Source organism: Nostoc sp. (assembly GCF_036919895.1).
In the GTDB taxonomy this organism is placed as follows: Bacteria; Cyanobacteriota; Cyanobacteriia; order Cyanobacteriales; family Nostocaceae; genus Nostoc.
Genome location: NZ_JBALBW010000085.1, coordinates 95,577 through 120,893, shown reverse-complemented (window position 1 = coordinate 120,893; position 25,317 = coordinate 95,577). Strand labels below are relative to the sequence as shown.

23 protein-coding genes and 1 pseudogene are annotated in these 25,317 nt (G+C 39.8%); 18 read left to right on the top strand and 6 right to left on the bottom strand.

Features of this window, described 5'->3' with window-relative positions; genetic code table 11:
• Positions 1 to 242 precede the first annotated feature (242 nt).
• Entirely contained in the window at positions 243 to 476 is a 234-nt protein-coding gene (locus V7K55_RS17460) for a DUF4327 family protein (RefSeq protein WP_334833449.1), read from the bottom strand.
• Positions 477 to 783: 307 nt separating this feature from the next.
• On the opposite strand from V7K55_RS17460, the gene V7K55_RS17455 reads away from it, so the two are divergent.
• On the top strand, positions 784 to 2,016 hold the full coding sequence (locus V7K55_RS17455) for a cysteine desulfurase-like protein (protein ID WP_334833447.1): 1,233 nt from the start codon (positions 784 to 786) through the stop codon (positions 2,014 to 2,016).
• A gap of 95 nt (positions 2,017 to 2,111) precedes the next feature.
• On the opposite strand, the gene V7K55_RS17450 is transcribed toward V7K55_RS17455, so the two are convergent.
• Entirely contained in the window at positions 2,112 to 3,377 is a 1,266-nt protein-coding gene (locus V7K55_RS17450) for a molybdopterin molybdotransferase MoeA (RefSeq protein ID WP_334833444.1), read from the bottom strand.
• A gap of 43 nt (positions 3,378 to 3,420) precedes the next feature.
• Positions 3,421 to 4,047, bottom strand: a complete 627-nt coding sequence (locus V7K55_RS17445; RefSeq protein ID WP_334833442.1) for a PEP-CTERM sorting domain-containing protein — start codon at positions 4,045 to 4,047, stop codon at positions 3,421 to 3,423.
• A 211-nt stretch (positions 4,048 to 4,258) separates the two neighbouring features.
• On the opposite strand from V7K55_RS17445, the gene V7K55_RS17440 reads away from it, so the two are divergent.
• From V7K55_RS17440 to V7K55_RS17385, 12 genes are all read left to right on the top strand, one after another.
• Positions 4,259 to 4,816, top strand: coding sequence for an RDD family protein (locus tag V7K55_RS17440; RefSeq protein ID WP_334833439.1), 558 nt, complete (start codon positions 4,259 to 4,261; stop codon positions 4,814 to 4,816).
• Between the two features lie 43 nt (positions 4,817 to 4,859).
• Entirely contained in the window at positions 4,860 to 5,054 is a 195-nt protein-coding gene (gene rpmG, locus V7K55_RS17435; protein ID WP_094333178.1) for a 50S ribosomal protein L33, read from the top strand.
• Positions 5,055 to 5,056: 2 nt separating this feature from the next.
• Complete coding sequence (gene rpsR / locus V7K55_RS17430; RefSeq protein ID WP_094333177.1) at positions 5,057 to 5,272, top strand: 30S ribosomal protein S18; 216 nt, start codon at positions 5,057 to 5,059, stop codon at positions 5,270 to 5,272.
• Positions 5,273 to 5,449: 177 nt separating this feature from the next.
• Positions 5,450 to 7,510: a ribonuclease catalytic domain-containing protein gene (locus tag V7K55_RS17425; RefSeq protein ID WP_334833437.1), complete on the top strand. Its 2,061-nt coding sequence runs from the start codon at positions 5,450 to 5,452 to the stop codon at positions 7,508 to 7,510.
• 184 nt (positions 7,511 to 7,694) lie between these two features.
• Entirely contained in the window at positions 7,695 to 7,820 is a 126-nt protein-coding gene (locus tag V7K55_RS17420; protein ID WP_334833435.1) for a hypothetical protein, read from the top strand.
• Between the two features lie 30 nt (positions 7,821 to 7,850).
• Entirely contained in the window at positions 7,851 to 8,048 is a 198-nt protein-coding gene (gene rpmI, locus V7K55_RS17415) for a 50S ribosomal protein L35 (RefSeq protein WP_334833433.1), read from the top strand.
• A gap of 19 nt (positions 8,049 to 8,067) precedes the next feature.
• A complete protein-coding gene (gene rplT, locus V7K55_RS17410) occupies positions 8,068 to 8,424 on the top strand; it encodes a 50S ribosomal protein L20 (protein ID WP_334833431.1) in 357 nt (118 codons plus the stop codon).
• A gap of 12 nt (positions 8,425 to 8,436) precedes the next feature.
• The gene (locus V7K55_RS17405) at positions 8,437 to 9,252 is read left to right on the top strand and encodes a transporter substrate-binding domain-containing protein (RefSeq protein ID WP_334833429.1); all 816 of its coding nucleotides are present in this window, start codon (positions 8,437 to 8,439) and stop codon (positions 9,250 to 9,252) included.
• Positions 9,253 to 9,335: 83 nt separating this feature from the next.
• Positions 9,336 to 9,860 carry a tetratricopeptide repeat protein gene (locus V7K55_RS17400; protein ID WP_334833427.1) on the top strand — a complete coding sequence of 175 codons (525 nt, stop codon included), beginning with the start codon at positions 9,336 to 9,338 and terminating at the stop codon, positions 9,858 to 9,860.
• A gap of 343 nt (positions 9,861 to 10,203) precedes the next feature.
• Positions 10,204 to 11,976 (top strand): hypothetical protein, encoded by a 1,773-nt coding sequence (locus V7K55_RS17395; protein ID WP_334833425.1) that lies wholly within the window; start codon positions 10,204 to 10,206, stop codon positions 11,974 to 11,976.
• Between the two features lie 430 nt (positions 11,977 to 12,406).
• Complete coding sequence (locus tag V7K55_RS17390) at positions 12,407 to 14,389, top strand: primary-amine oxidase (RefSeq protein ID WP_334833423.1); 1,983 nt, start codon at positions 12,407 to 12,409, stop codon at positions 14,387 to 14,389.
• A gap of 119 nt (positions 14,390 to 14,508) precedes the next feature.
• A complete protein-coding gene (locus V7K55_RS17385; protein WP_334833421.1) occupies positions 14,509 to 15,078 on the top strand; it encodes a peptidylprolyl isomerase in 570 nt (189 codons plus the stop codon).
• Between the two features lie 165 nt (positions 15,079 to 15,243).
• Here V7K55_RS17385 and V7K55_RS27560 read toward each other — a convergent pair.
• Both V7K55_RS27560 and V7K55_RS17380 read right to left on the bottom strand, forming a co-directional pair.
• Positions 15,244 to 15,609, bottom strand: a pseudogene (locus V7K55_RS27560) (DpnII family type II restriction endonuclease); the annotation flags it as partial.
• Between the two features lie 134 nt (positions 15,610 to 15,743).
• Positions 15,744 to 16,676, bottom strand: a complete 933-nt coding sequence (locus tag V7K55_RS17380; RefSeq protein WP_334833419.1) for a DNA adenine methylase — start codon at positions 16,674 to 16,676, stop codon at positions 15,744 to 15,746.
• 359 nt (positions 16,677 to 17,035) lie between these two features.
• On the opposite strand from V7K55_RS17380, the gene bchB reads away from it, so the two are divergent.
• From bchB to V7K55_RS17360, 4 genes are all read left to right on the top strand, one after another.
• Positions 17,036 to 18,562, top strand: coding sequence for a ferredoxin:protochlorophyllide reductase (ATP-dependent) subunit B (gene bchB / locus V7K55_RS17375; protein ID WP_334833416.1), 1,527 nt, complete (start codon positions 17,036 to 17,038; stop codon positions 18,560 to 18,562).
• Between the two features lie 115 nt (positions 18,563 to 18,677).
• On the top strand, positions 18,678 to 19,334 hold the full coding sequence (locus V7K55_RS17370; RefSeq protein WP_334833413.1) for a hypothetical protein: 657 nt from the start codon (positions 18,678 to 18,680) through the stop codon (positions 19,332 to 19,334).
• Positions 19,318 to 20,313 carry a DUF262 domain-containing protein gene (locus V7K55_RS17365; RefSeq protein ID WP_334833411.1) on the top strand — a complete coding sequence of 332 codons (996 nt, stop codon included), beginning with the start codon at positions 19,318 to 19,320 and terminating at the stop codon, positions 20,311 to 20,313. Before V7K55_RS17370 ends, V7K55_RS17365 begins: the two co-directional genes overlap by 17 nt.
• Positions 20,314 to 20,758: 445 nt before the next feature.
• Positions 20,759 to 23,914: a plasmid replication protein, CyRepA1 family gene (locus tag V7K55_RS17360; RefSeq protein ID WP_334833409.1), complete on the top strand. Its 3,156-nt coding sequence runs from the start codon at positions 20,759 to 20,761 to the stop codon at positions 23,912 to 23,914.
• 46 nt (positions 23,915 to 23,960) lie between these two features.
• On the opposite strand, the gene V7K55_RS17355 is transcribed toward V7K55_RS17360, so the two are convergent.
• Complete coding sequence (locus V7K55_RS17355; protein ID WP_334833407.1) at positions 23,961 to 24,245, bottom strand: DUF2470 domain-containing protein; 285 nt, start codon at positions 24,243 to 24,245, stop codon at positions 23,961 to 23,963.
• Between the two features lie 251 nt (positions 24,246 to 24,496).
• Here V7K55_RS17355 and V7K55_RS17350 point away from each other — a divergent pair, with 251 nt between their 5' ends.
• Complete coding sequence (locus tag V7K55_RS17350) at positions 24,497 to 25,252, top strand: metallophosphoesterase family protein (protein ID WP_334833405.1); 756 nt, start codon at positions 24,497 to 24,499, stop codon at positions 25,250 to 25,252.
• Positions 25,253 to 25,317: the final 65 nt, after the last annotated feature.

Here is a 25,317-nt window from a genome sequence, read left to right as displayed (position 1 = left end):
ATTCTTGCTTATTTCAGTAAATAATTGTCATAAAGTGCGAGGCTGTAGCCCACTCAAGAGCTATTACCTGCCACAACTATAGGACTCATATTTGATTTTTGAAAAGATCCGTAGGGTGTGTTAGCACGGAGAGTACGGCACCAAAAAGCTTGGAATCAGGTGCGTTACGGCTTACGCCTAACACACGCTACATATACTTAAATTTTTTCATAAATCAAATCGGATGCTGCTAGACACTGCTTTTAGATACAGTCTGCATCATCTTCCCAAGATTCGTGATTGAGTAGGTCGATAATTCTATCTCTGAGTAGAAATTCATTCTTTTCTAACTCAAGTTCAAAATTAACCCAGTCACGATGAGGAATATATTTGCAAAGGGTATAAATTGGCTGTTGACGGTTAACAAATCTCTTTTTAACAAGTTGAAGTGCTTCTTCCTTGATAACTTCGATGTCGTATTTAACCGTAGTGTTCATAAGTCGTTCCTTTGTTTTAAATCAAGGAATTAAGAATCCAAATAATAGCTTATTTGACTCTACCTTAAACTTATCAAATAAAATTGGCGAGAATTGTGAAGAATCAAGACATTAACTCTTGCTGGAAGTTAACTATATCAGTAATATCCTCCTGGAGTTCCCAAGTATACCCCCTCTAGAGAGATTTTTGCAGAGTAATAAATCTGGTAGAAGAAGCTGTAAATAGCAAAAGACGGTGTAGATGCTCTTTGGGCGACTTGCCAAAAGGTAGGTTAGGGTAAATAACATTCTCTACAAAACTTATACTATGCTTTTGAATCTTGATAAAGTTCGTCAATATTTTCCTGCGCTAGCTGGTGAATGGACTTTTTTTGATAACGCTGGCGGGTCACAAACCCTGAAAAAAGTAGTAGATAGAATTAGCGAATTTCTCCTAAGTTCTGATGTCCAGTTGGGAGCTTCTTATGCTGTTTCTCAACTTGCGGGAGAACGATTGGCTTTAGCAACTAGGGGAATGGCTACTTTTATTAATGCCAATTCTTCTAAAGAAATAGTTATGGGCCCATCTACGACAATGATGTTGAAAGTTCTCTCAACTTGTCTGGGTCAAACCTTTACACCTGGTGATGAGATTATTGTTACTAATTGTGACCATGAAGCCAATATTGGTGCTTGGGTTGCTTTGGAAAAACAAGGAATGAAGATTAAAGTGTGGGAAATTCGCCCAGATACCTTGGAACTCCATTTAGCAGATTTAGAACCATTAATGAGCCAGCGTACAAAACTGGTAACTTTGACTCATGCTTCTAATGTTCTGGGAACCATCAACCCGATCAAAGAAATTGCTGCATTTGTACACGATCGCAACGCGATGATTTGTGTGGATGGTGTAGCTTATGCACCACACAGATTAGTTGATGTCCAAGATTTGGATGTTGATTTTTATACTTTGAGTTGTTACAAAGTTTACGGGCCACACCATGCCTTACTTTATGGCAAAGAAGAACATTTATTAAGATTACCTGGTCTTAACCATTATTTTATTCAACAGACAGACATACCTTATAAATTTCAGTTAGGTAATGTCAATTTTGAATTAAGTTATGGAATGTTAGGTTTATGTGATTATTTAAGTGAGTTAGCACAACTCCATTACGGCAATCAAACTGCACCTGATTTGAGAAATCAGATGGTACAGGCGTTTGATTTAATTAGCATACATGAAGAAAAAATTAGCGATCGCCTCCTAAATTACCTCAACAGCAAGCCTAATGTGCGAGTCATTGGTCAATCAAAAGCTGACCGTCAATACCGTGTACCGACTATATCTTTTGTGGTAGATGGAATCAATAGCTCAACCATTCCGGCAAAAATTGACCAACATTACATTGGGATTCGCTACGGGGACTTTTATGCTAAACGGCTGATTGAATATCTGGGGTTAGCCTCGCAAGGTGGAATAGTTCGGGTGAGTATGGTGCATTACAACACCCTTGAGGAAGTTAACAGCTTGATTGAGGCTTTTGAGCAGACATTTTAACTAATTCGTAATTTCTAATTCGTAATGATGCTCGAATACTTGCTAACGTAATTAACTTTGGTTAAGCCTCTTTCCTTAAATTACGAATTATTTTGTTATCTGTTACTAATTTGCAAAACTTGCACCTCTTCTTGTGGAGAAATTAATGTTTTACCCACCGGGAGAACAGCTAAGGCATCAGTTTGAGCTAAATTAATTAAATTGCCGGAACTATTACTACCACCAGCTTTGTGAAATTCGTAAACTCCATCAATTAAATGTAATTTACCCCAAAGGTAAGTTTCCCGCTTGCCATCCGATCGCAATTCATCATGCGATCGCACTTTCAAAAACATTGGCTCCCAACCTTCAGTAATTCCCGAAATTTTCTTAATCGCTGGTAGCACAAACCGCCAAAATGTCACCAACACAGCCGCAGGGTTTCCTGGTAAACCAAAGTATAGCGCTGAGTGGGTAGAGACACGATTAATCGCGTCTCTACTTGGGAAAGTAGCGACAGTGAGAGGTTTTCCTGGCCTCATTTCCACAGATCGAATGTGGATTTTTGCGCTTAGGGACTGTAAAATTTTTTCAACATAGTCATAATCTCCCACTGAGACACCACCAGAAGAGAGAACTATATCAGCGATCGCAACCGCATGGGCAATAACTTTCTCCAGGGTAACTGGATCATCCTTCACAATCCCTAACAGTAATGGTTCTGCGCCACTCTCCTTTACCAAAGCTGCGATCGCATACTGATTAGAATCGACAATTTGCCCTGGTTGCAATGGTTGCTCGACACTCACCAATTCATCACCAGTGGAAAAAATTGCCACACGTGGACGGCGGTAAACACTTAATTTTGGACACTGTGCTGCCGCTAATACAGCAATTTCTGAGGTATTTAACTTAATTCCGGCTGGTAATAGTTGTGTTCCAGCTTGGTAAAAAGATGCTTTGTGTCTGACAAATTCTTTTAGTTTTGGTGCAGCCAAAATATACACGCGGTTTTCATCTCGGCGTGTCTTCTCTTGCATGACTACAGTATCCGCACCTGCTGGAATCACCGCACCCGTGAAAATCCGCGCGGCTTCCCCTGGTTGAATCGTAGATTTGGGTTGATACCCAGCCGGAATATCTTCAACAATTTCTAAAACGGTGGGCTGTTCGGCGCTAGAGTGCTGTACATCTTCGTAGCGAACTGCATAACCATCCATTGCCGAATTATCCCAATGGGGAAAATCTAACGGACTGGTGACAGGCGTTGCTAAAATCCGGCTATCGGCTGTCAATAATTCTACAACTTCTGTATCCCGTTGACAATCCAACGGTTGGACTAAATTTAAAATAATTGCTTGTGCATCGCTGACTGATACCATAGCGATCGCCTCCGAACTTTTTACTTTATCCCTCTAACCAATTTTAGATTTTAGATTTTGGATTGAATTTCTCTTTGAGGGTAAATCCTAAACTACACACTACTAGTAAACCTATAATTATGCTTCCTTCGGGGACTTTGGATACCTGAACGGAATTGTTGCTCAAATCTAGTATTTGCTTTGTCCCTGTTGCATCTCTATTGTTAAAACCAAATTCTTTAGCTAGAACCTCATCGCTAAAACCTTCGTTTATAAGTGCGAGATTATTATTAAGCCATGTGTCGCCAGGAAGTTCATCATCCTTACCAACATCAAAGGGGCCAAAGATTTGCTCTTTAGTGCTATCAAAGTTAAATCTCAAAAAGCTGTAATTAGATACACCACTAAGTACTGGAGTGAAACTATTTATCAGAGTCCTAAATGGATCAAAAAAAGAAATTGAGAGAGACTGCAAGTTCTTTGTAGATCCCGAACCCGTTTCCGAAATGACACTTAGAGCATCTGTTGTGTCGTAGCTAAATATACCTTTAGCTGAATAACCAGTATCTCCTTTCCAGTTAAAGTTGAACTCAGCAGCATCAGCTAGGCTGTGAGTGCTTATAGCGATCGCTAACACTAAAGCAATAGTCGCTACCATCCTAATAGCTCTTTTAGTAAACAGATGTGTCATAGATACAACTTCCAAATAGTTTCTCATACAATACAATACTTATCAAAAACAGACTCTTGTGGATTGGGCGACATCAGCGCCCTGATTATGGAACTTTTATGTGCAATAGATGTGCGACAGAGTTTAAACGCCAAAGCCAAGTCATCACCTTAATATTAAAAACATGAGCGATCGTTATTCCCCAACCCCTAAATAAAAATACCTATTTTGTATGAGTATCGAACGACTTCCCCAAAAACACTATCCCAAGGCTGAAATTGGGCGACGAGGTATGGCATTAGGACTTGATTTCCTTGGTGTCTGGTTAGTCAGTTCCTTGCTAGGAGGCGGCGATATTGGGATTCAATTTATGCAAATCCTAGTTTTTATAATATTTTGGCTAGTTTTGCGGGTGCTAGTGCCATACAACAATCAAGGGCAAAGTTTAGGGCGTTGGGCATTCGATTTAAAGGTGTTAGAAGTCGAAGATGGGGAAGTCGTGGGCAGAATCCCAGATTTGCTCTCACTGGTGAAGCGAGAAGCGATCGTTGGCTTGGGGGCGCTTTTAGTCTCAATTGCCTTGAGCAATATTAGAGCCAATCCCACTGCTATACTGCTAGTACTTCCCCTAGCAATTGATTGTGCGACTGCCTTCTCTGATACCCAGATGCGGCAGGCTTTACACGATCGCTATTGTGGAACTTTCATCGTTTCGTCGCGTCGTGGCTACTCACTTGATATAAAAGTTAAAAGATTAGTTGAAAATATGCGGCGGAATGTGAGAAGATAGTCATTTGTGTTAAATCTCTTCAGGCTCCACTGTTTGTAAGATTATGGCTAAGAGTAAAGGTGCCCGCATTATTGTGACACTAGAGTGTACCGAGTGCCGGACAAATTCAGATAAGCGTTCTGCTGGTGTTTCCCGTTACACCAGCACCAAGAATCGCCGCAACACCACTAACCGGCTAGAACTGAAAAAGTTCTGCACCCACTGCAACAAACATACTGTTCACAAGGAAATTAAGTAGAGATGAGTTATTTCCGTCGTCGCCTTTCTCCCATCAAGCCAGGAGATCCAATCGATTATAAAGATGTTGATTTATTACGTAAGTTTGTCACCGAGCGGGGTAAAATACTCCCACGTCGGATTACTGGGCTTACGTCTCAGCAACAGCGAGAGTTGACATTAGCAATTAAACGTTCGCGGATTGTGGCCTTGTTGCCATTTATCAATGCGGAAGGCTAAAAAGAGGAGAGACGCGATTAATCGCGTCTGTACAGGAGAGACGTGATTATACTCTTACGAGAAGCCGCTCTTTGAGCGTCTACGCGTCTGTACAGGAGTTAAGAATCAAAACTCCTAACTCCTAACTCCTAACTTGAAACTATTTAAACTGTTCACCAAAATTAAAGTGCGAGAGTTGTGGAGAAGGGGACGCTAGTTGAATTTAGGGTTCAAGGCGATCGCCGTCTGGGGATCGTAGAACGCCCAGACGGTAAAACCCGCTGGTTTGTGGTAGACGACCGTGGTCAGTCCCACAGCCTCGCGCCTAGACAAATAACTTATACAGTTACCGGACAGACTTACAAGCCCTCAGAGATTGCCAGCTTTTTAGAGCAAATCAACCCTTACCTAGACCCATCTAGCTTAGAGGTAGCTTGGGAAATATTAGTTGAGGATGGGGAAACAGTAAGCCCTGAGCAAATGGCGAATCTGCTATTTTCTGAATCAGCCGCGCCTCATTGTTATGCTGCCCATTGCTTGTTATCCGACGACAAACTTTATTTCAAGCAAAAAGGAGACGCTTACGAGCCGCGAACTGCTGCTCAGGTGGCAGAACGCCAGCACCAGGTGGAAGTAGAGGCATTAAAAGCTAAAGGACAGCAGGAATTTTTAACTCGTGTAGAGCAGGCGCTCAAAGGTGAAGCAGTAGAATGGCAGCGCCACGATCGCCAGCGCCTAGAAGGACTCGAAAAATACGCAGCATTGCTTGCTGACACAGTGCGGACGGGAGTTAATTATGACTCCTTAGCTCGCGCTTATCCGCCCAGCGCTCCAGTATTAGAAACGATGACCATGCTGGGACGACCCACAACGCCCCAAGGAGCCTTTCAACTATTAGTAGATTTAGGTTGCTGGAGTCCTTATGAAAACTTGTTCCTGCGTCGTTCTTCAATTCCGATTCAATTTCCTAATAAGGTATTAGAAGTGGCGCAACAGCGTTTGGATTTCCCGCCGATTGACTCAGATACAAACCGCCTTGATCTGACTCACCTAAAGGTCTACACCATTGATGATGAAACTACCACAGAGATTGACGATGGTCTAAGTTGGGAAGTCATGCCCGATGGACGGGAGCGCCTGTGGGTGCATATTGCCGATCCCACTAGATGGTTAGTGCCGGAAGGTGAATTAGATTTAGAAGCCAGAAAGCGGGGTAGTACAGTCTACTTACCTACAGGGATGATTCCCATGTTCCCAGAGGTATTGGCAACTGGGCCAATGAGTCTAATCCAGGGAAAAATTTGTTGCGCCCTCAGTTTCGGAATTATTTTAGGAACAACTGGGGGAGTAGAAGATTACAGCATTCATACCAGTTCTATTAAGCCGACTTATCGCCTCACCTACGAAGATGTAGATGAAATGTTGCAATTACGGGTACAGGCAGAACCAGAAATTGCTGCGATCGCAACTTGGGCGCAAAAACGCAAAACTTGGCGTTACGCTCAAGGGGCAATTAGCATCACAATGCCCGAAGCAACGATCAAAGTCAAAGGTGAAGAGATCCACATTGATATTTTGGACGATTCCCCATCACGGCAAGTAGTCGCAGAAATGATGATTGTTGCCGGTGAAGTTGCGGCTCGTTATGGTAAAACTCATAACATACCTTTACCTTTTCGCGGTCAACCCCAACCGGAATTACCCCCAGAAGAAGAATTACTGCTACTTCCAGCCGGATTCGTTCGCGCTTGCGCTATGCGTCGTTGTATGCCCAAGAGTGAAATGAGCATTACGCCTCTGCGCCATGCTGGTTTGGGCTTGGATACCTACACCCAAGCAACCTCTCCCATCCGTCGCTACAGTGACTTGCTTACGCACTTCCAACTTAAAGCCCATTTGCGCGGTGAAGTTCTGCCATTTTCCGCAGATCAACTTAAAGAAGTGATGATGACTGTCACCAGCATCACCCAAGAGGTGACGATGGTAGAACGGCAAACTAATAGATATTATGCTCTAGAGTATTTACGCCGTCATCCAGAGGAAACTTGGGAGGTAACAGTGTTGATGTGGCTGCGAGAAGACAGCAACTTAGCCCTAATTTTGATTGAAGATTTAGGCTTGCAATTACCAATGGTTTTCAAGCGTTCTGTGAACTTGGGCGAACAGATAGTGGTGAAAGTTTGCCACGCCGATCCGCAAAAAGATATGATTCAGTTTCAAGAAATAGTTTATCAAGAAGCCCAAACAGCCGCGAATTAATTCGTAATTCGTAATTGATAATATTACGAATTATTTATAACATTGCTCAAATTAAAAGCATCCCAAATGTACAAGTTTAATTTACATAGGGGATTGTGACTTACCCCAGAGGATAAAAAACGAACCGCAAAGGACACAAAGGGAAGAGAATTGAAAAGGGTTTTCGCGTCAGTCCCGTATATTTTTGCCCAATTGGGATGTTTCCCTAGAAGCAGAAATTGAAGAAGATATCCGACGTGCTGAAGCCCAAATCCAACAAGCAGAGGCAGCAAAGCAAAATATTTCCATTCAGGCAATTTTATTAGTATAATAATGGATCGTGTCGAATTAAAGCTATACCATGCCTAAACTCAAGACTCGTAAAGCCGCAGCGAAGCGATTCCGTGCCACCGGCACCGGCAAAATCCTCCGTCGGAAAGCTGGCAAAAGCCACCTTTTAGAACACAAATCTTCCGACAAAAAGCGTAGCATGTCCAAGAGCGGTCTTGTACATGAACGCGATGAACTCAACGTGCGCTTAATGCTCCCATATTTGTAAGTCCTTCAGGAAATAAGTTATGACACGGGTAAAACGCGGTAATGTAGCTCGAAAGCGCCGCAATAAGATTCTCAAACTAGCTAAAGGTTTTCGCGGTTCTCACTCAACTCTGTTTAGAACTGCCAACCAACAAGTAATGAAGGCGCTACGGAGTGCCTACCGCGATCGCAAAAAGAAAAAGCGCGATTTTCGTCGCCTCTGGATTACCCGCATCAACGCTGCTTCCAGACAACACGGCTTGAGCTACAGCCAGTTGATTGGTAACTTGAAAAGAGCTGATATCCAACTAAATCGCAAGATGTTGGCACAATTAGCAGTCCTCGATCCAGCTAGCTTTGGCAAAGTCGCTGAACTAGCAGTTCAAGCTAAAGGATAAAGGTGACTACGGATGCATAACAGATGTAACAGATGGCAAGTAATTTCTCGGTTACATCTGGTATTATCCGCCATTATTTTTTGGATATCTTGCTTTTCCATAGTGGGGACAGGATTCACTGCATCTGCCGCCGAAATGTCAGAAATTCAGCAGCGTGGCTATCTCACTGTTGCTGTCAAAGATAACTTGCGTCCCTTGGGATTTAAAGATGCCAGTGGCAATTTGCAAGGCTTTGAAATTGACTTGGCACAGCGATTAGCACTTGACTTGGTTGGGAAAGCCGATGCTGTCAAATTGAAACCTGTAGCGAATCGCGATCGCCTGTCTGTAGTCTTAGACAAGAAAGTTGATTTTGCGATCGCTAGGGTGACAGCAACCGAGTCACGCAGCCGGATAGTTAGTTTCAGTGTTCCCTACTATTTGGATGGCACTGTATTAGTTACAAAAGATGCCTCTGTGCAGCAGGTGAATGATTTGGCAAAACAAAAAATTGCCGTACTGAACAACTCCAGCACTATTGCTAAAGTGCGTTTCTATCTGCCAAATGCCGACTTGGTAGGAGTAAATTCTTATGACGAAGCACGAGAAAAAATAGAAAGTGATTCCGCCGTAGCCTTTGCCGCAGATGCTAGCGTTCTGAGTGGTTGGGTGCAACAATATCCTCAATATCGCCTACTGCCAACTAAACTCTCAACTGAACCCTTGTCTGTAGTTATGCCCAAGGGATTGCAGTCCGACGAATTAAGACAAAATGTGAATGTAGCGATCGCTCGTTACTTAGAACAAGGTTGGCTCCAGCAACGCTCTCAATATTGGGGTTTACCGTAAATTGGTCATTGGTCATTAACAAATAACCAAGGACAAATAACAAAGGACAAATAACAAACTTTATAATATTTGTATTTGCAGCAATGGATAATAATCTAGCCGTTGTTTATCTCTCAATTTTGGTGGGTATACTCGCAATTGCAGCCGTGAGTGTTTTTCGCCAGATTTTCAAAACTCGCAAAATTGAAGGCTCCTTTGCGAAATTGCGAAAGAAGTTAGAGAAAGAAAAGGGTACGACTCAAGAATATTATGAGTTAGCCAGTATTTATTCAGAAAAAAAACTGTATTCCCAAGCGATCGCGCTGTTTCAAAAAGCTCTGAAAGCTGCCGAAGAAGAGGAAGAAGAAAATATTGCCCCTATCTATAACGGGCTGGGTTATATTTATTTTACCCAAGAGCAATATGACTTAGCGATTCGTCAGTATAAAGAAGCTCTGAAATCTAAACCAGATTACGTAACAGGGTTGAATAATATTGGACACGCTTATGAGAAGAAAAAGTTAACTACTCAGGCGTTACAAAGCTACGAAGAAGCACTAAAGCTCGATCCAAATAACCCTATCGCTAAACGTCGTGCTGAATCTTTACGTCGTTTGGTTTCTGCGTAAATTAAGACCTAATCCCTAACCCCCAGTCCCTTGCCTACAAGGGAAGGGGAGTTACATCCCTGCCAGAATATCCGCCACAATAGCAAGTGATTTCAGCCCAAACACCAACTGCCAGTTATTGACACCCGCACTGTACAAACCCTTTACTGGAGCCAATAATTTTAACAATCCAGCAATCCTCTAAGGAAAAATGCGATTTTAAAAAGCATAAATTAACTTTTGTAAATTTGATTCCTATAATTAATTCTACTTAATGTAATATTTAAGTAATTTTTAGCTGCCAATTTTCACTAAAAAACTGTTTTTATTTTCAAAACATAGATATTTAGATATATGTAATTATATGTCAAATCCAGAATTAGTATATACCATTGATCGTTTTCAAGAAGGTATTTCTTCTAAAGTACCTGGCTATTATGTAAGAAGTAGTGCAACTATTAATGTTGAAGATCCACCTGAAGTTCAACAGCATAATGATAATGTAGATAAAGTCAAAGAAATTGCTGAGTATCTCATTAAGAGCGATCGACCGGAATTAGTCTTCTATATACATGGCTATGCTAATTCTGAAAAAGATGCAATAAACCGCTATGAAAAAGCCTATAAATATGCCAATTCTGTAGATTCAGGACTTACACTTGACAATCGCAATTGTGTATTTATTGGCTATCGCTGGCCTGCCGAAACTCCTTTATTTCAAACTGGAAATTACTTAGAATCACTACCAAGTTTAATTGTGGGAATATTCATTACTTCCCTGATATTTGGTTTAACAGCCATTACATTAACACTTTGGGCAAATGCTGCATCAAATTTTCTTTTAACATCTCTGTTAATTATTCTCCTTGCATCTGGGCTTGGACTTTGGATAAGAGACATAGCAAAAGCAACAGATTCTTTACGCATCATACCGAATGGATTAGTATTGGTTTTTTTTACTTGGTTGTTTGGTGCTATCTTCAGTTTATTTGTCAAAAATCCTCATCCGTGGCTAATATTTTTTATCGTTATCTGCGGATTGTTGATCGGTATGATTTTAGCACTAATAATCCTTCGTGTTACAGCTTACCCTCGCGATCGCTTTCGGGCTAGTAATTATGGTGTGCTAGATTTAGTCAGATTCTTCCAAGATTTACAAAAGGAAATATTAGAAATAGATCGGGATATTAATAAAAATTGGGAAGACGTTAGAATAAAAGTATCATTTACTGCTCATAGTTTAGGTTGTGAAGTAGCAACTCAGACGATTCGTATTCTCTCTGATGTATTTGACCCTGAGGCACTTAATCCGAAAGCTTCTTCTAAAATTGGTGATGTATTTAGTCTAGGAAGATTGGTGCTTGTTGCGCCAGATATTCCTGTTGAATCTATTTTAACTTCTAGAGCTAATTTTCTTAAATCTTCGTTGAAGCGTTGTGAAGAAGCCTATATATTTTCTAACGAAGCTGATTTAGTATTACGCTTGGCTTCACCCGCTGCTAATTATTTTAGTTTTCCAGCTAAAACTAGGGATAGAGGATATAAATTAGGTAACGTAACTGTTGAGCGTAATAAGAAAAAATTCTTACCAAATGATTATGGTATAGTAAATTGTCAAAATGACGATTTTAATAACCCTGCTCCTCCTTCCGAATATCTAGAAATCCGAGCATCCTCAAATGAGCGTAAGAGTTTACATTGCCTGAATAATAACGATCCACTTGACGAGAAGGCTATTGCAGACTCTTTTACATATTTTGATTGCACTGATTATACTGATTGCACTGATACAGAAACATCAAAGACAGGAGTTCTCAGTTTCTCCAGGAAACAATCTGCTCTCAATTTTTATGACTATGTTCAATTGTGTGGAGCGTACTTTTTTAAATTTCCCCGGTATATCAATGTACATGGAGGATATTTTGAGGGCAAATTTTGTCAACTCCTAATTAATGAACTTGCTTTTCTTGGTTATAAGGGATTACTTAGGAGATATTCAAAATCAAATCAATTTGATGAATTGTCATCTTTAGATCCTGAATACAAAGAACTTTATCTGAATTTTTCTGAAGATTGTAAAAGCAAATATATCCAAGTTCTGCTTGCAATGCCTAACAAAGTGCCCGCTCAACCCTAATCTGCAAAAGCACAAATCCCAACAATTTGCATAACTCTAAACTCCAGTAATTAGTGGTCTGTTGCAAAAGTTTTGAAATGTTCGTGGTGGTCATAACCCCGATTTCTTGAAGAAGTCGGGGTTCTTGCAACTCAGCAAAATTAATGGGACAGACCACTAGTACCGCAAGGCGGAATTCAAAATTCAAAATTAATGCAGCGTAAATGTTTCGTTGATTTGGAATGGTCTGTTTATTTCCGCCGTGTTGTACTAGTAGTTTATTGATATCGTTGCGAAGTAACACACATGATTTTAAGGACACAGCATTGCTCTACCCCTACCTATGTACTTCATTTACCTGAAAAACTCTGTAAGAATTTTGAATTGTTAACGGGTTTCAGACTTCGGCTGAGAAATAGATAACTAGAAGTCTTTTGTAAAAATGTGAAAGATGATTAAGCGGCTAAAGCGTTTTTTGTGGCTAGCTATTGCCATAATTGTTTTCATTTCTATCTCACTGGGATTAACGGGAATATTGGCGGCTCAACAGCCTTCGATTTCCCATCCTCTCACTTCATTAACAGAGGCAGAAATTAGTACAGCTGTTTCGGTCATTCAAAAAGAAAAAACTTTAAGCGAAATGGCAGCTTTTCCACTTATCGCTTTACAAGAACCAGATAAAGAAGAAGTTCTGAAATTTACACCTGGTAAAGCTTTCGGGCGAAAAGCCTTTTTGGTAATCTATGAGCGATCGCAAAATAAAACTTATGAAGGTATCGTCGATCTAAAAAGCAAAACCTTAAATTCTTGGAAAGAAATACCCTCTGTTCAACCTGCGATCGTCAATTCAGAATATGAACTAGCAACTCAGGTAGTTAAAGCCGATCCTCGGTGGCAAAAAGCGATGCAAAGGCGGGGAATTACCGATTTTGATCGAGTCAAAATCAGTTCATGGGCCCCAGGAATCCTGAGCAAACAGGAAGAAGCAGCAGGTAATCGTCTTTGCCGCAGCTTATCTTACTACCAGGGACAAAACTGGAATTATTACGGTAGTCCCATTGAAGGAGTAGTTGCAACTGTCAATTTAAACACAGGTAAAATTGTCAGTTTCGTTGACAAGGGAAATGTACCTTTCTCTAAAGAAAACTGGAACTATGATATAAAGTCTTTGGGCAAATTACTTTCAGCACCTAAAGTATTAAAAATACTCCAACCTAATGGTAAAAGTTTCCAGATTAAAGACAATGAAATTAACTGGCAAGGTTGGAAATTTCGGTATTTAATGCATCCCCGTAGTGGATTGACATTGTACCAAGTGACATACGACGATGGGGAAAATGTCAGACCAGTTTTATACCGCGCTAGCCTATCGGAGATGGTAGTCCCTTATGGCGATCCAGATCCCACTTGGTCGTTTAGGAATGCCTTTGATGTTGGGGAATATAATCTTGGTTTGCTAGCAAATAGGATGGAGTTAGGTAAGGAAATTCCTGAAAACGGCCTTTTGCTGGATGCTGTTTTTGCTAACGAGCAGGGAGAACCTTATAAGATACCAGGGGTTGTTGGTATTTATGAACGCGATCGCGGAATGCTTTGGAAACACTATGAGTATAATACTCGCCGGAATGATGTCCGTCGCAGTCGAGAACTAGTGATCTCGATGACTGCGGCTGTTGATAACTATGATTACAGCTTTAATTGGATTTTTCATCAGGATGGGACTTTGGAAGTCCAAAATGAGTTAACAGGTATCGTACTGGCGCAGGGAACAGCTGCTCAAAAGCAATCTGAGGATAATTCTTATGGTCGGCTAATCGCCAAGAATATCTTTGGAGTAAATCACCAACACTTTTTCAACTACCGCCTAGATTTCGATGTCGATAGTCAAGCTAATTCTGCGATGGAAATGAACGTGAAAGCTTTACCGATGGATGAGAAAAATCCATTAGGAAATGCGATCGCAATTACAGAAACCCCACTCACAAAAGAAACGGCTGCTGTGCGCGATTTGGATCTCAAAAGCAGTCGAGAATGGATGATTGTGAGTGCCGATAAAAAAAATCCGCTAGGGGCTGCACCTGGATATATGCTGATGCCTGGTGGAAACTCCATGTTTTTTCCAGTGGAAGGCTCAAACATCCGTCAAAAGGCAGAATTTGCGACTCATCACGTTTGGGTAACAAAATATAAGCCTACTGAACTCTATGCTGGCGGCGATTATCCTAACCAAACTCAACCAGGACAGGGTTTACCAAAATATATTGCCGACGATGAATCCTTGATGGGTGAAGATATCGTGCTGTGGTACACAATGGGAGTAACTCATATTCCGCGATCGGAAGATTGGCCTGTAATGCCTGTTCACCCAGTTGGCTTTAAGCTAGTCCCTAGAGGATTCTTTAGCCGGAATCCAGCCATAAATTTACCTGAGTAAAATGTTTGTTGGCTCAAGTTTCCTTCCTTCAGTTTTTTTGTCATGCCTAAAGGCGGTAACTTGAATGCTGATAAACTTATATAGGTCAAATACTGGCACTTATTAAAGTAGGATATCTAATGAACTTTCCAGAAATTAATATTCCCGGTAATGGCAAGCTGCACGCTCGTTTAATTACATCCTTGGGTGAAATTGTAGTTCGTTTGGAAGAAGAGCGAACCCCCAACACCGTCAAAAATTTTGTTGGTCTAGCAACCGGAACAATCGACTGGAAAGACCCTAAAACTGGTGAATCTGGTAAGGGAACTCCAGCTTACGATGGAGTTCGCTTTCACCGGGTCATCCCTGATTTTATGATTCAGTGTGGCGATCCTCTGAGTCGTTATCTAGATACAGCCAGCCGTTGGGGTACTGGTGGCCCAGGATATCAATTTGAAGATGAGTTTCATCCTGAATTGAGACACACTGGTGCAGGTATCCTGTCGATGGCTAACGCCGGACGCGGTACAAATGGTTCGCAATGGTTTATTACAGAAGCACCGACACCTCACCTTGACAACAAACACAGTGTTTTTGGTGAAGTTGTGCAAGGTTTAGATATAGTCAACAAGATCGCTAATGTGGCTACGACTAGAGATCGTCCAAATCAAGAGGTCGTGTTACAAAAAGTAGAAATTTTTCGGCAGTAATTAACACCTCTCTAGGTTAATTCATCCTCTCCCGAATTTTCCCATTATTCTCTCGTTCCCATGCAGAGCATGGGAATGGCTGATTAGAGGCTGGGCTTCCAGTGACAAAAATGTACCTCCTATAAACTCCTTCTACTAATCTGTTACTTAAATAAAGAAAACAATTTACAGATTTTGTGTTATGAGTTCACCAAGTAATCCACTGACAACCATATTGAGATTTAAAGTGTAATCAATAACTCCTGTGTTTTTAGTAAACTCTAAAATATCATTAATCTCTAGTTGAGATAATGAATCTTTTCTTTTAAAATTAAAAGATTTATATACAAAATTACCACTTGTATAATCAGTTAAGATTTGAAAATTCGTAGTACGACAAGCTATTAAAATTGGAATAGCACTGACAATTTGAGGATGTTGTTGTAAAAGCAGCCCAAATTCATTTTCTATATCATTCTTTCCAACTAGATAGTTAAGTATATTTAAATTAATTTCTACATCATTAAATTTTCTTAAAACTTTTTCCCAGTCAACAAAATAGTTTCAGACACTTATAGAATCTGTCAGTGTATTCTGAAAATATTGGAAAAATTCAGTTTCATTTGAAAAATTAAAATATGTTTGGAAAATGGAATTAAATCTCATAATGTTATTTAATTTATTATCTAATAATTCATAATTAATAATTCATTAATTGAATTTCGCTTTAACGCATTGCTATTAATATTGCGTGTGGCTCTAACCCTTTCTATTTTATAACCACCATAAGCATCCTCAAAAAAATTATCGTTTATATTTTCATTTTTAGGATCGGAGTTACTAAGCATGATTAATGCACCCTTATTATCTAGCTTTTTAAAATAGTCTCGTAACCTTAATTGTTCAGAATCATTAAATGACGGCTGTGAATAAGATGTAAACTTAGATGTGTTACTAATTGGTCTATAGGGAGGGTCAAAATAAACGAATGTTTGATCGTCAATAAAGCTTTCATATTCAGTAAAATCTCCATGACAAATTTTCGTATTCTGTAGAATTTTAGCTACAGATTTCAAGTTTTTAGGATCGTAAATACTCGGCTTTTTATATATGCCTGCTGGAACATTAAAATCACCTTTAGAATTGACACGAAAAAGCCCATTAAAACAAGTTTTGTTCAGGAAAATAATTTGGGCAGTTCTTTCTAGCCATTCGAAATGGTAGTTATCTAAGTTAAGGGATTTTTTTCGACTGTTAAAATGTGTTCTTGTTTGATAGTAATATTTGCTTTTTTCACTTTCATCAAAAGACAAATATTTTGTTGTAATTTTATCTAAAATTTCAATCAAATCATCTACATGATATTGAATTGTCTTGTATGCTATAACTAATTCTGCATTTATATCAGAAATAAATAATTCTTGGATATCATATTTATGTGCTACGTAAAAAAAGACTGCGCCACCTCCTATAAAAGGTTCGATGTACCTTTTGATTGAGCCGTTAAATAATTCATTTGGAAAAAAATTATTGATTTGCTCAATTAACTGGTTTTTACCACCAGCCCATTTCAAAAAAGGCTTTGGAACTGTTGGAATCGTTGAGAGAGTCAGAACCATTAGCTTAACCTGTACAGATATAGTAAATTCTTTTAATGCTAGTTCATACGTACTAAAAGCTTTTTTAGAGTAGCATAAATTAATCTAATTACCCAAATTGAAAACAAATTTGCCGAAAAATTAAGATTTATTTAAATAAAGCAACAACCAAGTTGTTAAAATCAGAAGCTAGACCCCAATCAGTAAGCGGGTTTGAGGGATGCCTACGCCTATGTACTCCATATAAAACCTTACAACTCTTCACTTCATTAGGGATACAAGTTTTGAGACAATCAGAAACGATTTAATAATAATCAAGCACTTATAGTCCATTTTTATCGGACTCCGTGTTATTTCTGTTGAAAAGGGAGAACACAAACATGAAATTGGCTTACTGGATGTATGCAGGCCCAGCCCACATCGGCACTCTGCGAATCGCTAGCTCTTTTAAAAATGTTCATGCGATCATGCACGCGCCCATTGGCGATGACTACTTTAACGTCATGCGCTCCATGCTATCGCGCGAGAGGGATTTCACTCCAGTGACAACCAGTGTTGTCGATCGCAACGTTTTGGCGCGTGGTTCCCAAGAGAAGGTGGTTGACAACATCGTCCGCAAAGATGCCGAGGAACACCCCGATCTGATTGTGTTAACTCCCACTTGCACCTCCAGCATTTTGCAAGAGGATTTGCACAACTTTGTGGAACGGGCGCAACTAGAAGCCAAAGGAGACGTAATGCTAGCGGATGTGAACCACTACCGCTACAACGAACTGCAAGCCGCCGAGCGCACTTTGGATCAAATTGTCCAATACTACATTGAAAAAGCCCGGAAGCGGGGCGAATTAGCAGAGGGTAAAACTGAGAAACCCTCCGTTAACATTATCGGTACTACTACCCTTGGTTTTCATAATAATCACGACTGCACCGAACTCAAACGGCTGATGGCTGACTTGGGGATTGAGGTAAATACCTTAATTCCTGAAGGTGCTTCGGTGAATGACTTGAAGAAGATGCCGAAAGCCTGGTTTAACCTCATACCTTACCGCGAACTCGGTTTAACCACCGCTCGTTACCTCGAAGAACAATTTGGCACACCTTATATAGACATTACTCCGATGGGTGTAGTGGAAACTGCCCGTTGTATTCGCAAGATTCAGCAGGTAATTAACGCTCAAGGTGCAGAAGTTGACTACGAAAACTTCATTAATGAGCAAACGTTGCACGTATCTCAGGCTGCTTGGTTCTCCCGTTCCATTGACTGTCAAAACTTGACTGGCAAAAAAGCTGTGGTTTTTGGTGACAATACCCACGCCGCCGCCATTACCAAGATTCTGGCGCGAGAAATGGGGATTCATGTTGTTTGGGCTGGAACCTACTGTAAATATGATGCAGACTGGTTCCGCGAACAGGTGAGCGAGTATTGCGATGAAGTGCTAATTTCCGAGGATCATGGTGAAATTGGGGATGCGATCGCTCGTGTCGAACCCTCTGCCATTTTCGGCACCCAAATGGAACGCCACGTTGGTAAGCGTTTGGATATTCCCTGTGGCGTAATTGCTGCACCAATCCACGTCCAAAACTTCCCCATTGGTTACAAACCATTTATGGGTTACGAAGGCACGAATCAGATTACAGATTTGATCTACAATTCCTTCACTTTGGGAATGGAAGATCACCTGTTAGAAATCTTCGGTGGTCATGATACCAAAGAAGTTATTACTAGGGGAATTTCTGCTGATTCTGATTTGAATTGGACAAAGGATGGTCAAGTAGAATTGAATAAGATTCCTGGATTTGTGCGTGGCAAGGTGAAGCGTAATACCGAAAAATTTGCCCGCGATCGCGGTTTCAAAGAAATCAACGCTGAGGTGTTGTACGCCGCCAAGGAAGCTGTCGGGGCGTAGGTTAGCGGGATAGTTAAAAAGAGTTAGTAGTGAAGTTTAATATTGATGCTTCACTACTAACTTTTACTTTTTTGAGTAGAATTTACGTTATTATATATACCAAATATCTAAAACATTGATAGACCTTCCTGAGAAAAATATAGTTGTGAATTTACATGAATTTATATCATCTCTACAAGAAATTAAAGATGATGCTGCTGTAATAGATTTATGCAGGAAAAAAGTTTTACATGGCACGCCACATATCTTTGAGGGACAAGAAGATAAATACTACGAATTTAGAAAGAGAATTTCTGAAGAATTTGATATTGCTTTTCATGAAGTTTTCATAACAGGCTCCGCAAAATTGGGATTTAGCCCACGTAAAAGGAAAAATTTTGATTATGACTCAGACATTGATGTTGCTATCGTATCGCAGAACTTGTATGACAGAATTATTGATATTATTTGTATTTATCAGATGGAACTAAGGAGAGCAAGAAGAACAGTCACATACGATGAGTTAAAGATGTACCATTCTTTTTTGGAATACACAACAATGGGATGGATAAGACCTGACAAGCTTCCAGTGTCATTTAAGGTTAACGAGTTAAAGAATCAATGGTTTGATTTTTTTAAGTCTATCTCTTACGGTAAATCAGAAGTTGGTAACTATAAAGTAACTGCTGGTATATTCAAAACTTATCAACATTTTGAAATGTATACATTAAGTGGATTAATAGACCTGAAAAAATCTTTAGAAATCGGTGGGGAACATGGCAAATCAAATTAAACCATCAGTGACTAATCCTACTATTGCTGATATTTACCAGAATATTGAAGGAGGAAAATTTATATTGAGACCTGACTTTCAACGAAAGTTTGTGTGGACTCATGATCATCAAGAGGAATTTATAGATACTATTTTAAAAGGATATCCCTTCCCTGAAATTTATGTTTGTCAAGGTGATATTGATACGAAAAAGCTACGTACAACACAACACGTTATTGATGGGCAACAAAGATTAACTACAATAAAACGGTATATTGATCATCAATATGATAATGATAAAAATTTAAATAAAATCCCAAAATTTGAAGATTTAACAGAAGATAAAAGAGAAGAGTTTCTCTCATATCAAATTGTTGTAAGAGATATAGGCAAAGTATCAGAGGAAACCATCAGAGAAATCTTCCGTAGAATTAATCTGACAGAGTTTAAACTGGACGATATAGAAATCCATAATGCTATATATAGTGGCTACTTTATCAAAACTGGTAAGAGTATTTTAGAAGATATTTCTTTGCAGGAATATGGTGTTTTTCATGAATCAGAATTCACCAGAATGGCTGATTTGTACTTTATATTATTAGTAATGGCAACCATTGAAAATGGTGGATATTTTCCTCAAGATAAAGAAGTTGAAAATTATATTGCTCAATATAATGATGAATATCCTAATAAAGATCATATCAAAGCTCTGCTAATAAAGACTTTTGCTACAATTAGTGATATGGCTTTACCATCTGATTCAATTTGGTTTAGAAAGTCTAATTTCTTTACGCTTGTTGTCGAGTTAGCAAAGCATATAAATCAGATACCAGAAAATGTTGTTGAACGTCTAGCAAATTTGGAATCACTCCTTTTTGAGAATAGAAGTAAACCTGATAATAAATATGGAAAATATTATTCATATATGTACGCAGGAACTACTAATAGAAAGGGTAGAGTGGTAAGAGCAGAGCTATTTAATGAGCATATTTTCGCTTAAAAACATATCCTCAAATTAAGGCTTTGGAAAGCAAACAACAATTGCAGGTTTATACTCTTCATGCTCACTACATTGGGAATATGAATTGCCCCTACATGAATTGATTCATTGAGATATGTTACATCCCAAACATGAGGTGCGATCGCAGGTAGACAATCGGTTTAAAGTTTTTGCTGAAGTAAATGAAGATAGTACCCTATAGCGATCGCACTCCGTAACGCAGAAATTTACTGATAAATCAAAATTAAAATCGAACAAATATCACAATACAAAATTATTACTTTGGGGATCTAATAGGCAGAATAACCCACTAGAGAGCGAACCGATGTGTCTCCCATAACGAAGTAAAAAAAGCATCACAAAAGCCTCGCAATATCTCTTATAGAAAAAAAGCAGATGCATGTTAATGTTTTAATCTCATTGTCTTCTCTTCAGGTCTTTCCCTATGCATCTGCACTATTTACACCCCCAACACCTTGAAGAATTAGTCAATAGTAGTGGTATAGACTTACACCTAGTGCAACTCAATTTTAGGTCACTCCAAGGCGTAACCGCTTATGAGTACCTATTGATTTCTGAGCTACTTCCCCGCACCAATACCGGAATGGTGAAAGCTGGATGGTTGCAGCGTTATGCTCATATTACTGAAGGTGGTTGGTGGTGTTCGGGGCTAGACCCTCAAAATAATTGGCAGATGATGGAATGGGGATGCTTTAAGCCAAACCAACCCCGACAGAATCATAATGGTAAGTCCATCAAATACGAGCATCCCCCCAGCACGCCAACGCGGGTGTTTTGTTTGCGGGTAACGCTGCAAGTATGGCAGCAAGTCGCTGGACGTTACAATCTGGTCATGCCTGACAATATCACCATTACTGCTGATGGTGAAGCTAGAGGCTTCTGGCAATGGGTGATGCAACATAACATTCCCCTGATTCTCTGCGAGGGTGTAAAGAAAGCAGCAACGCTGTTGACACAAGGATATGCAGCTATTGCTATTCCCGGAATTACCAGTGGTTATCGGGTTGTTAAAGATGAATTTGGTAAAGTTACCCGTCGTCAGTTGATTCCCGACTTAGCAGCTTTTGCAATTACAAAGCGGAGCTTTTATATTTGTTTTGATTTTGAAACTCAACCTAAAACAATTGCTGCTGTAAATAATGCTATTTCTCAACTTGGTTGTTTATTCCAACAAGAAAATTGCTCTGTTAAAGTAATCGAACTTCCAGGAATCGAAAAAGGGGTTGATGAGTTTATCGTTGCCAAAGGTGCAACTAGCTTCGAGAAAGTTTATCGCCAAAGTGTTGATTTAGAAATTTATCTTGCTCAAACCAAACCCCATACTGAGTTAACTATTCCTGCGGCTCTCACTTTGAATCGCCCTTATATAGGTGAAATCCCTTTCCCAACTTCTGGATTAGTAGGAGTAAAGTCTGCAAAAGGAACAGGTAAAACTACATCGCTACAAGCTGTTGTTCAGCAAGCGAAAATTAGAAATCAACCCGTTTTATTAATTACTCACAGAATTCTACTAGGAAGATTTTTGTGTGAAAAAATTGGTATCCAATGGGGAACGCATAAAGAAGATAGGGATAAAACGATTGAGAAAAAACTTATCCCCGCTCCTCCCATACTCCGCTCACTTTCTCCTCAGCAATCCCTTGGATTGTGCGTTGATTCGATTTGGAAGCTTAACCCGGAAAATTGGCACGGGGCAATAGTAATTTTAGATGAAGTAGAGCAGTCTTTGTGGCATCTATTAAACAGTAATACTTGTAAACACAAGCGTGTAAAAATATTAAGACTATTCCAGCAATTAATTTCCACAGTTTTAACAACTGGAGGGTTAGTAATTGCCCAAGATGCTGATTTATCAGATGTATCACTTGAATATCTACAAGGATTAGCAGGAATTAAATTAACGCCTTGGGTTGTTCTCAACCAATGGAAGCCTCAGCATGGTTGGGATGTAACTTTTTATGATTCGCCGAACCCAACACCGCTAATTCACCAATTGGAATTAGATTTACTTGCTGGACGTAAATGTTATGTTACTACCGATAGTCGTGCTGGACGTTACAGTTGTGAAACAATCGAACGTTATCTGAAAGAACGCTTACAAAAATTACGGCGGCAATTTCCTAAAACCTTGGTAGTTAGTAGCCACACTACAAACACACCCGGCCACGCAGCCGTTGATTTTATCGCAGCAATCAATCAAAAAATATCTGAATATGATGGCGTTTTTGTTACCCCTAGCCTGGGTACGGGAATTAGTATTGATGTCCAACATTTCGACCGAGTTTATGGCATTTTTCAAGGGGTAATTCCTGACTCGGAAGCAAGACAAGCATTAGCAAGAGTGCGGGATGATGTGCCGCGTGTTGTCTGGTGCGCGAAACGAGGTATTGGTTTAATTGGTAGTGGTAGTACAAATTATCGCTTGCTATCTGATTGGTATCAGGAAAATCAAAAAGAAAATTTAGCTTTGCTTAGTCCACTACATAAAATAGATGTGGATTTACCTTTAGTTCATGACCCGATTCATTTGCGAACCTGGGCTAAGTTATCTGCGCGGGTAAATGCTTCTATCCGCCTCTATCGTCAATCAATGCAAGATGGTTTAATTGCTGATGGACATCAAATCCAGATGCGGAGTAATGCTGTTCATAATAATATTATTCGAGATTTACGGCTGGCATTTTTGGCAACTGATGCCGATGATTTAGCTACCCGCAGAAGATTAGTTTTAGAAATTGTCAAAGTTCAAAAAGATTGGGCGCACAGTCGCCAAAAAGCTAAAGAGATTAAGCGTAAAATTAAGGATATTAAACAGCAAAATCAACTATCAGTAGCAACTGCTGTAGCTAATGCTAAAGATATCGATTATGTAGAATATGAGCAGCTATTAGTGAAGCATTCTCTAACTGATGCAGAACGGAACCAAATCAATAAATATGCTATCAAACAAAGGTATGGTGTAGAAGTTACTCCTTGGCTGAAATTGCAAGATGATCAAGGATATTATCGTCAACTGTTAATTCATTATTATCTAACTCACGAAAGCGAATATTTTCACGTCAGAGACCAGCAAGAATGGCATCAGCAATTGTCTTGGGGTGAAGGGAAAGTTTTTCTACCAGATTTAAAAACTTACACGCTCAAAGTTGAAGCGATGAGAGCCTTGGGAATGCTTCAGTTTCTCGAAGTAGAAAGAGAATTTACCGAGAGTAATCCAGATTTGATAATGCTTAAAAATGTGGTTTTTCAGCATAGTAAGCATATTAAAAGGGCGCTTGGTATTAACTTAGTTGGGGAGAAAGAGCAGCTTTCGGCAATAAAAATACTCAGCCGACTCTTAAATTTGTTGGGCTTGAAACTGAAGCGGGTAAATGAGGTTTATCAAATTGACCTAGAAACGCTTTATGATGGCAGGGAGAAAATATTTGCAGTTTGGCATCAACGGGATGAGTTGATGCTGGCTCATGTTAAGACTGTTGGCTATGAATTGGCTGATTATTCTTCAGACTGGAAGTTTGAAATTATTCAAACGAAGCCTTATGCCGCAGTAGTCAAGGAAGAGGTAGCTATCTCTGGGTGACAGCTAACATGAAGTGCAATGGAGGTCTTTAGGGACTTCCAAATTTCTACTTTGCCTTCATCCGTGCTTGCTTCACCATCGCAATTAGAGTTTGATGAGCATCTTCTGCATCCGCTAAAACACGATCGAACTGAATGCGAACTGGCACAGCTTCCCCATTAACTTGCGCTGTTAAATCCATACCTTGGGCATCAATTGACAGCATTTTTGCTGCACTTGCATCTGTTACACCACCAAAAGCTTTAGCATAAATCACTACGGCATCAGCATGATCGTCATTCATGTGCTTGCAGATGCGCGAACTAATCTCAGCAGAGAAATCGTTAGACATTGTTGAGGTAAAAAGTTAGAAATATAGCAATAGCTTAGATTCTAAGCTAACGCGAGTGAAATTTGCTAATTTTCTTTCTGAGCAGTAAGAAATATGCATACTACTTTATGTTCACGATAAATAATATTTATTTCTGGAATAATAATTAAATTAAAATAAAACTTAGTTCAGTATTTTTACCTTCTATTACGGAAACCAGACAGCTTAAACTGTAGCAGAAGTATTAGCCAAACTATTGAAGCTAAGAGACAATGAGCGAAACTAGCCCCAGACGAATTGTTATTGGGGATGTACATGGACACTATGAAGGTTTGATGACTTTGTTGGAGGCGATCGCTCCCACATCAGACGATCAAATCTATTTTTTGGGAGATTTAATCGATCGCGGGCCTCATAGCTCACAAGTAGTTAATTTTGTCAAACGACATAACTACCCATGTTTGCTGGGAAATCATGAGCAGATGTTATTAAACATTCTGACTAATGAAAGAATTTCCTCCCCGACGATGCAAGCGTGGTTGTACAGTGGGGGGCAAGCTACCGTAGCCAGTTACCACGAGGCTTCAATCCCTGATGACCATCTGGATTGGTTCAAGAGTTTGCCTACATATCTCGACTTGGGGGATATTTGGTTAACTCATGCTGGTGTTGACCCTTCCAAGTCGGTTACAGAACAAACTGCCGAGGAACTCTGCTGGATACGAGAGGAATTTCACAGTATTGAAAAACCCTACTTTCCAGATAAGCTGATTATCATCGGTCACACTATTACTTTTACTCTGCCTGGTGTTTCTCCTGGTAAACTGGCACAAGGGCAGGGATGGCTAGACATAGATACTGGCGCTTATCATCCCCGGAGTGGCTGGTTGACTGGATTGGATGTGACGAATAACCTGGTTTATCAAGTTAACATTTTTAAAAACTATCTCCGTACCCTCCCTTTAGAAGAAATTGTAATTACCGTTAATCCAGCCAAAATCAAAGTCGATCGCCGCAATAGGAATTGAATAATATTCGAGATGAGGCGGAGGGAAAATGTGGAAGATGAAGGAGACAAGGGAATAAGCAATGC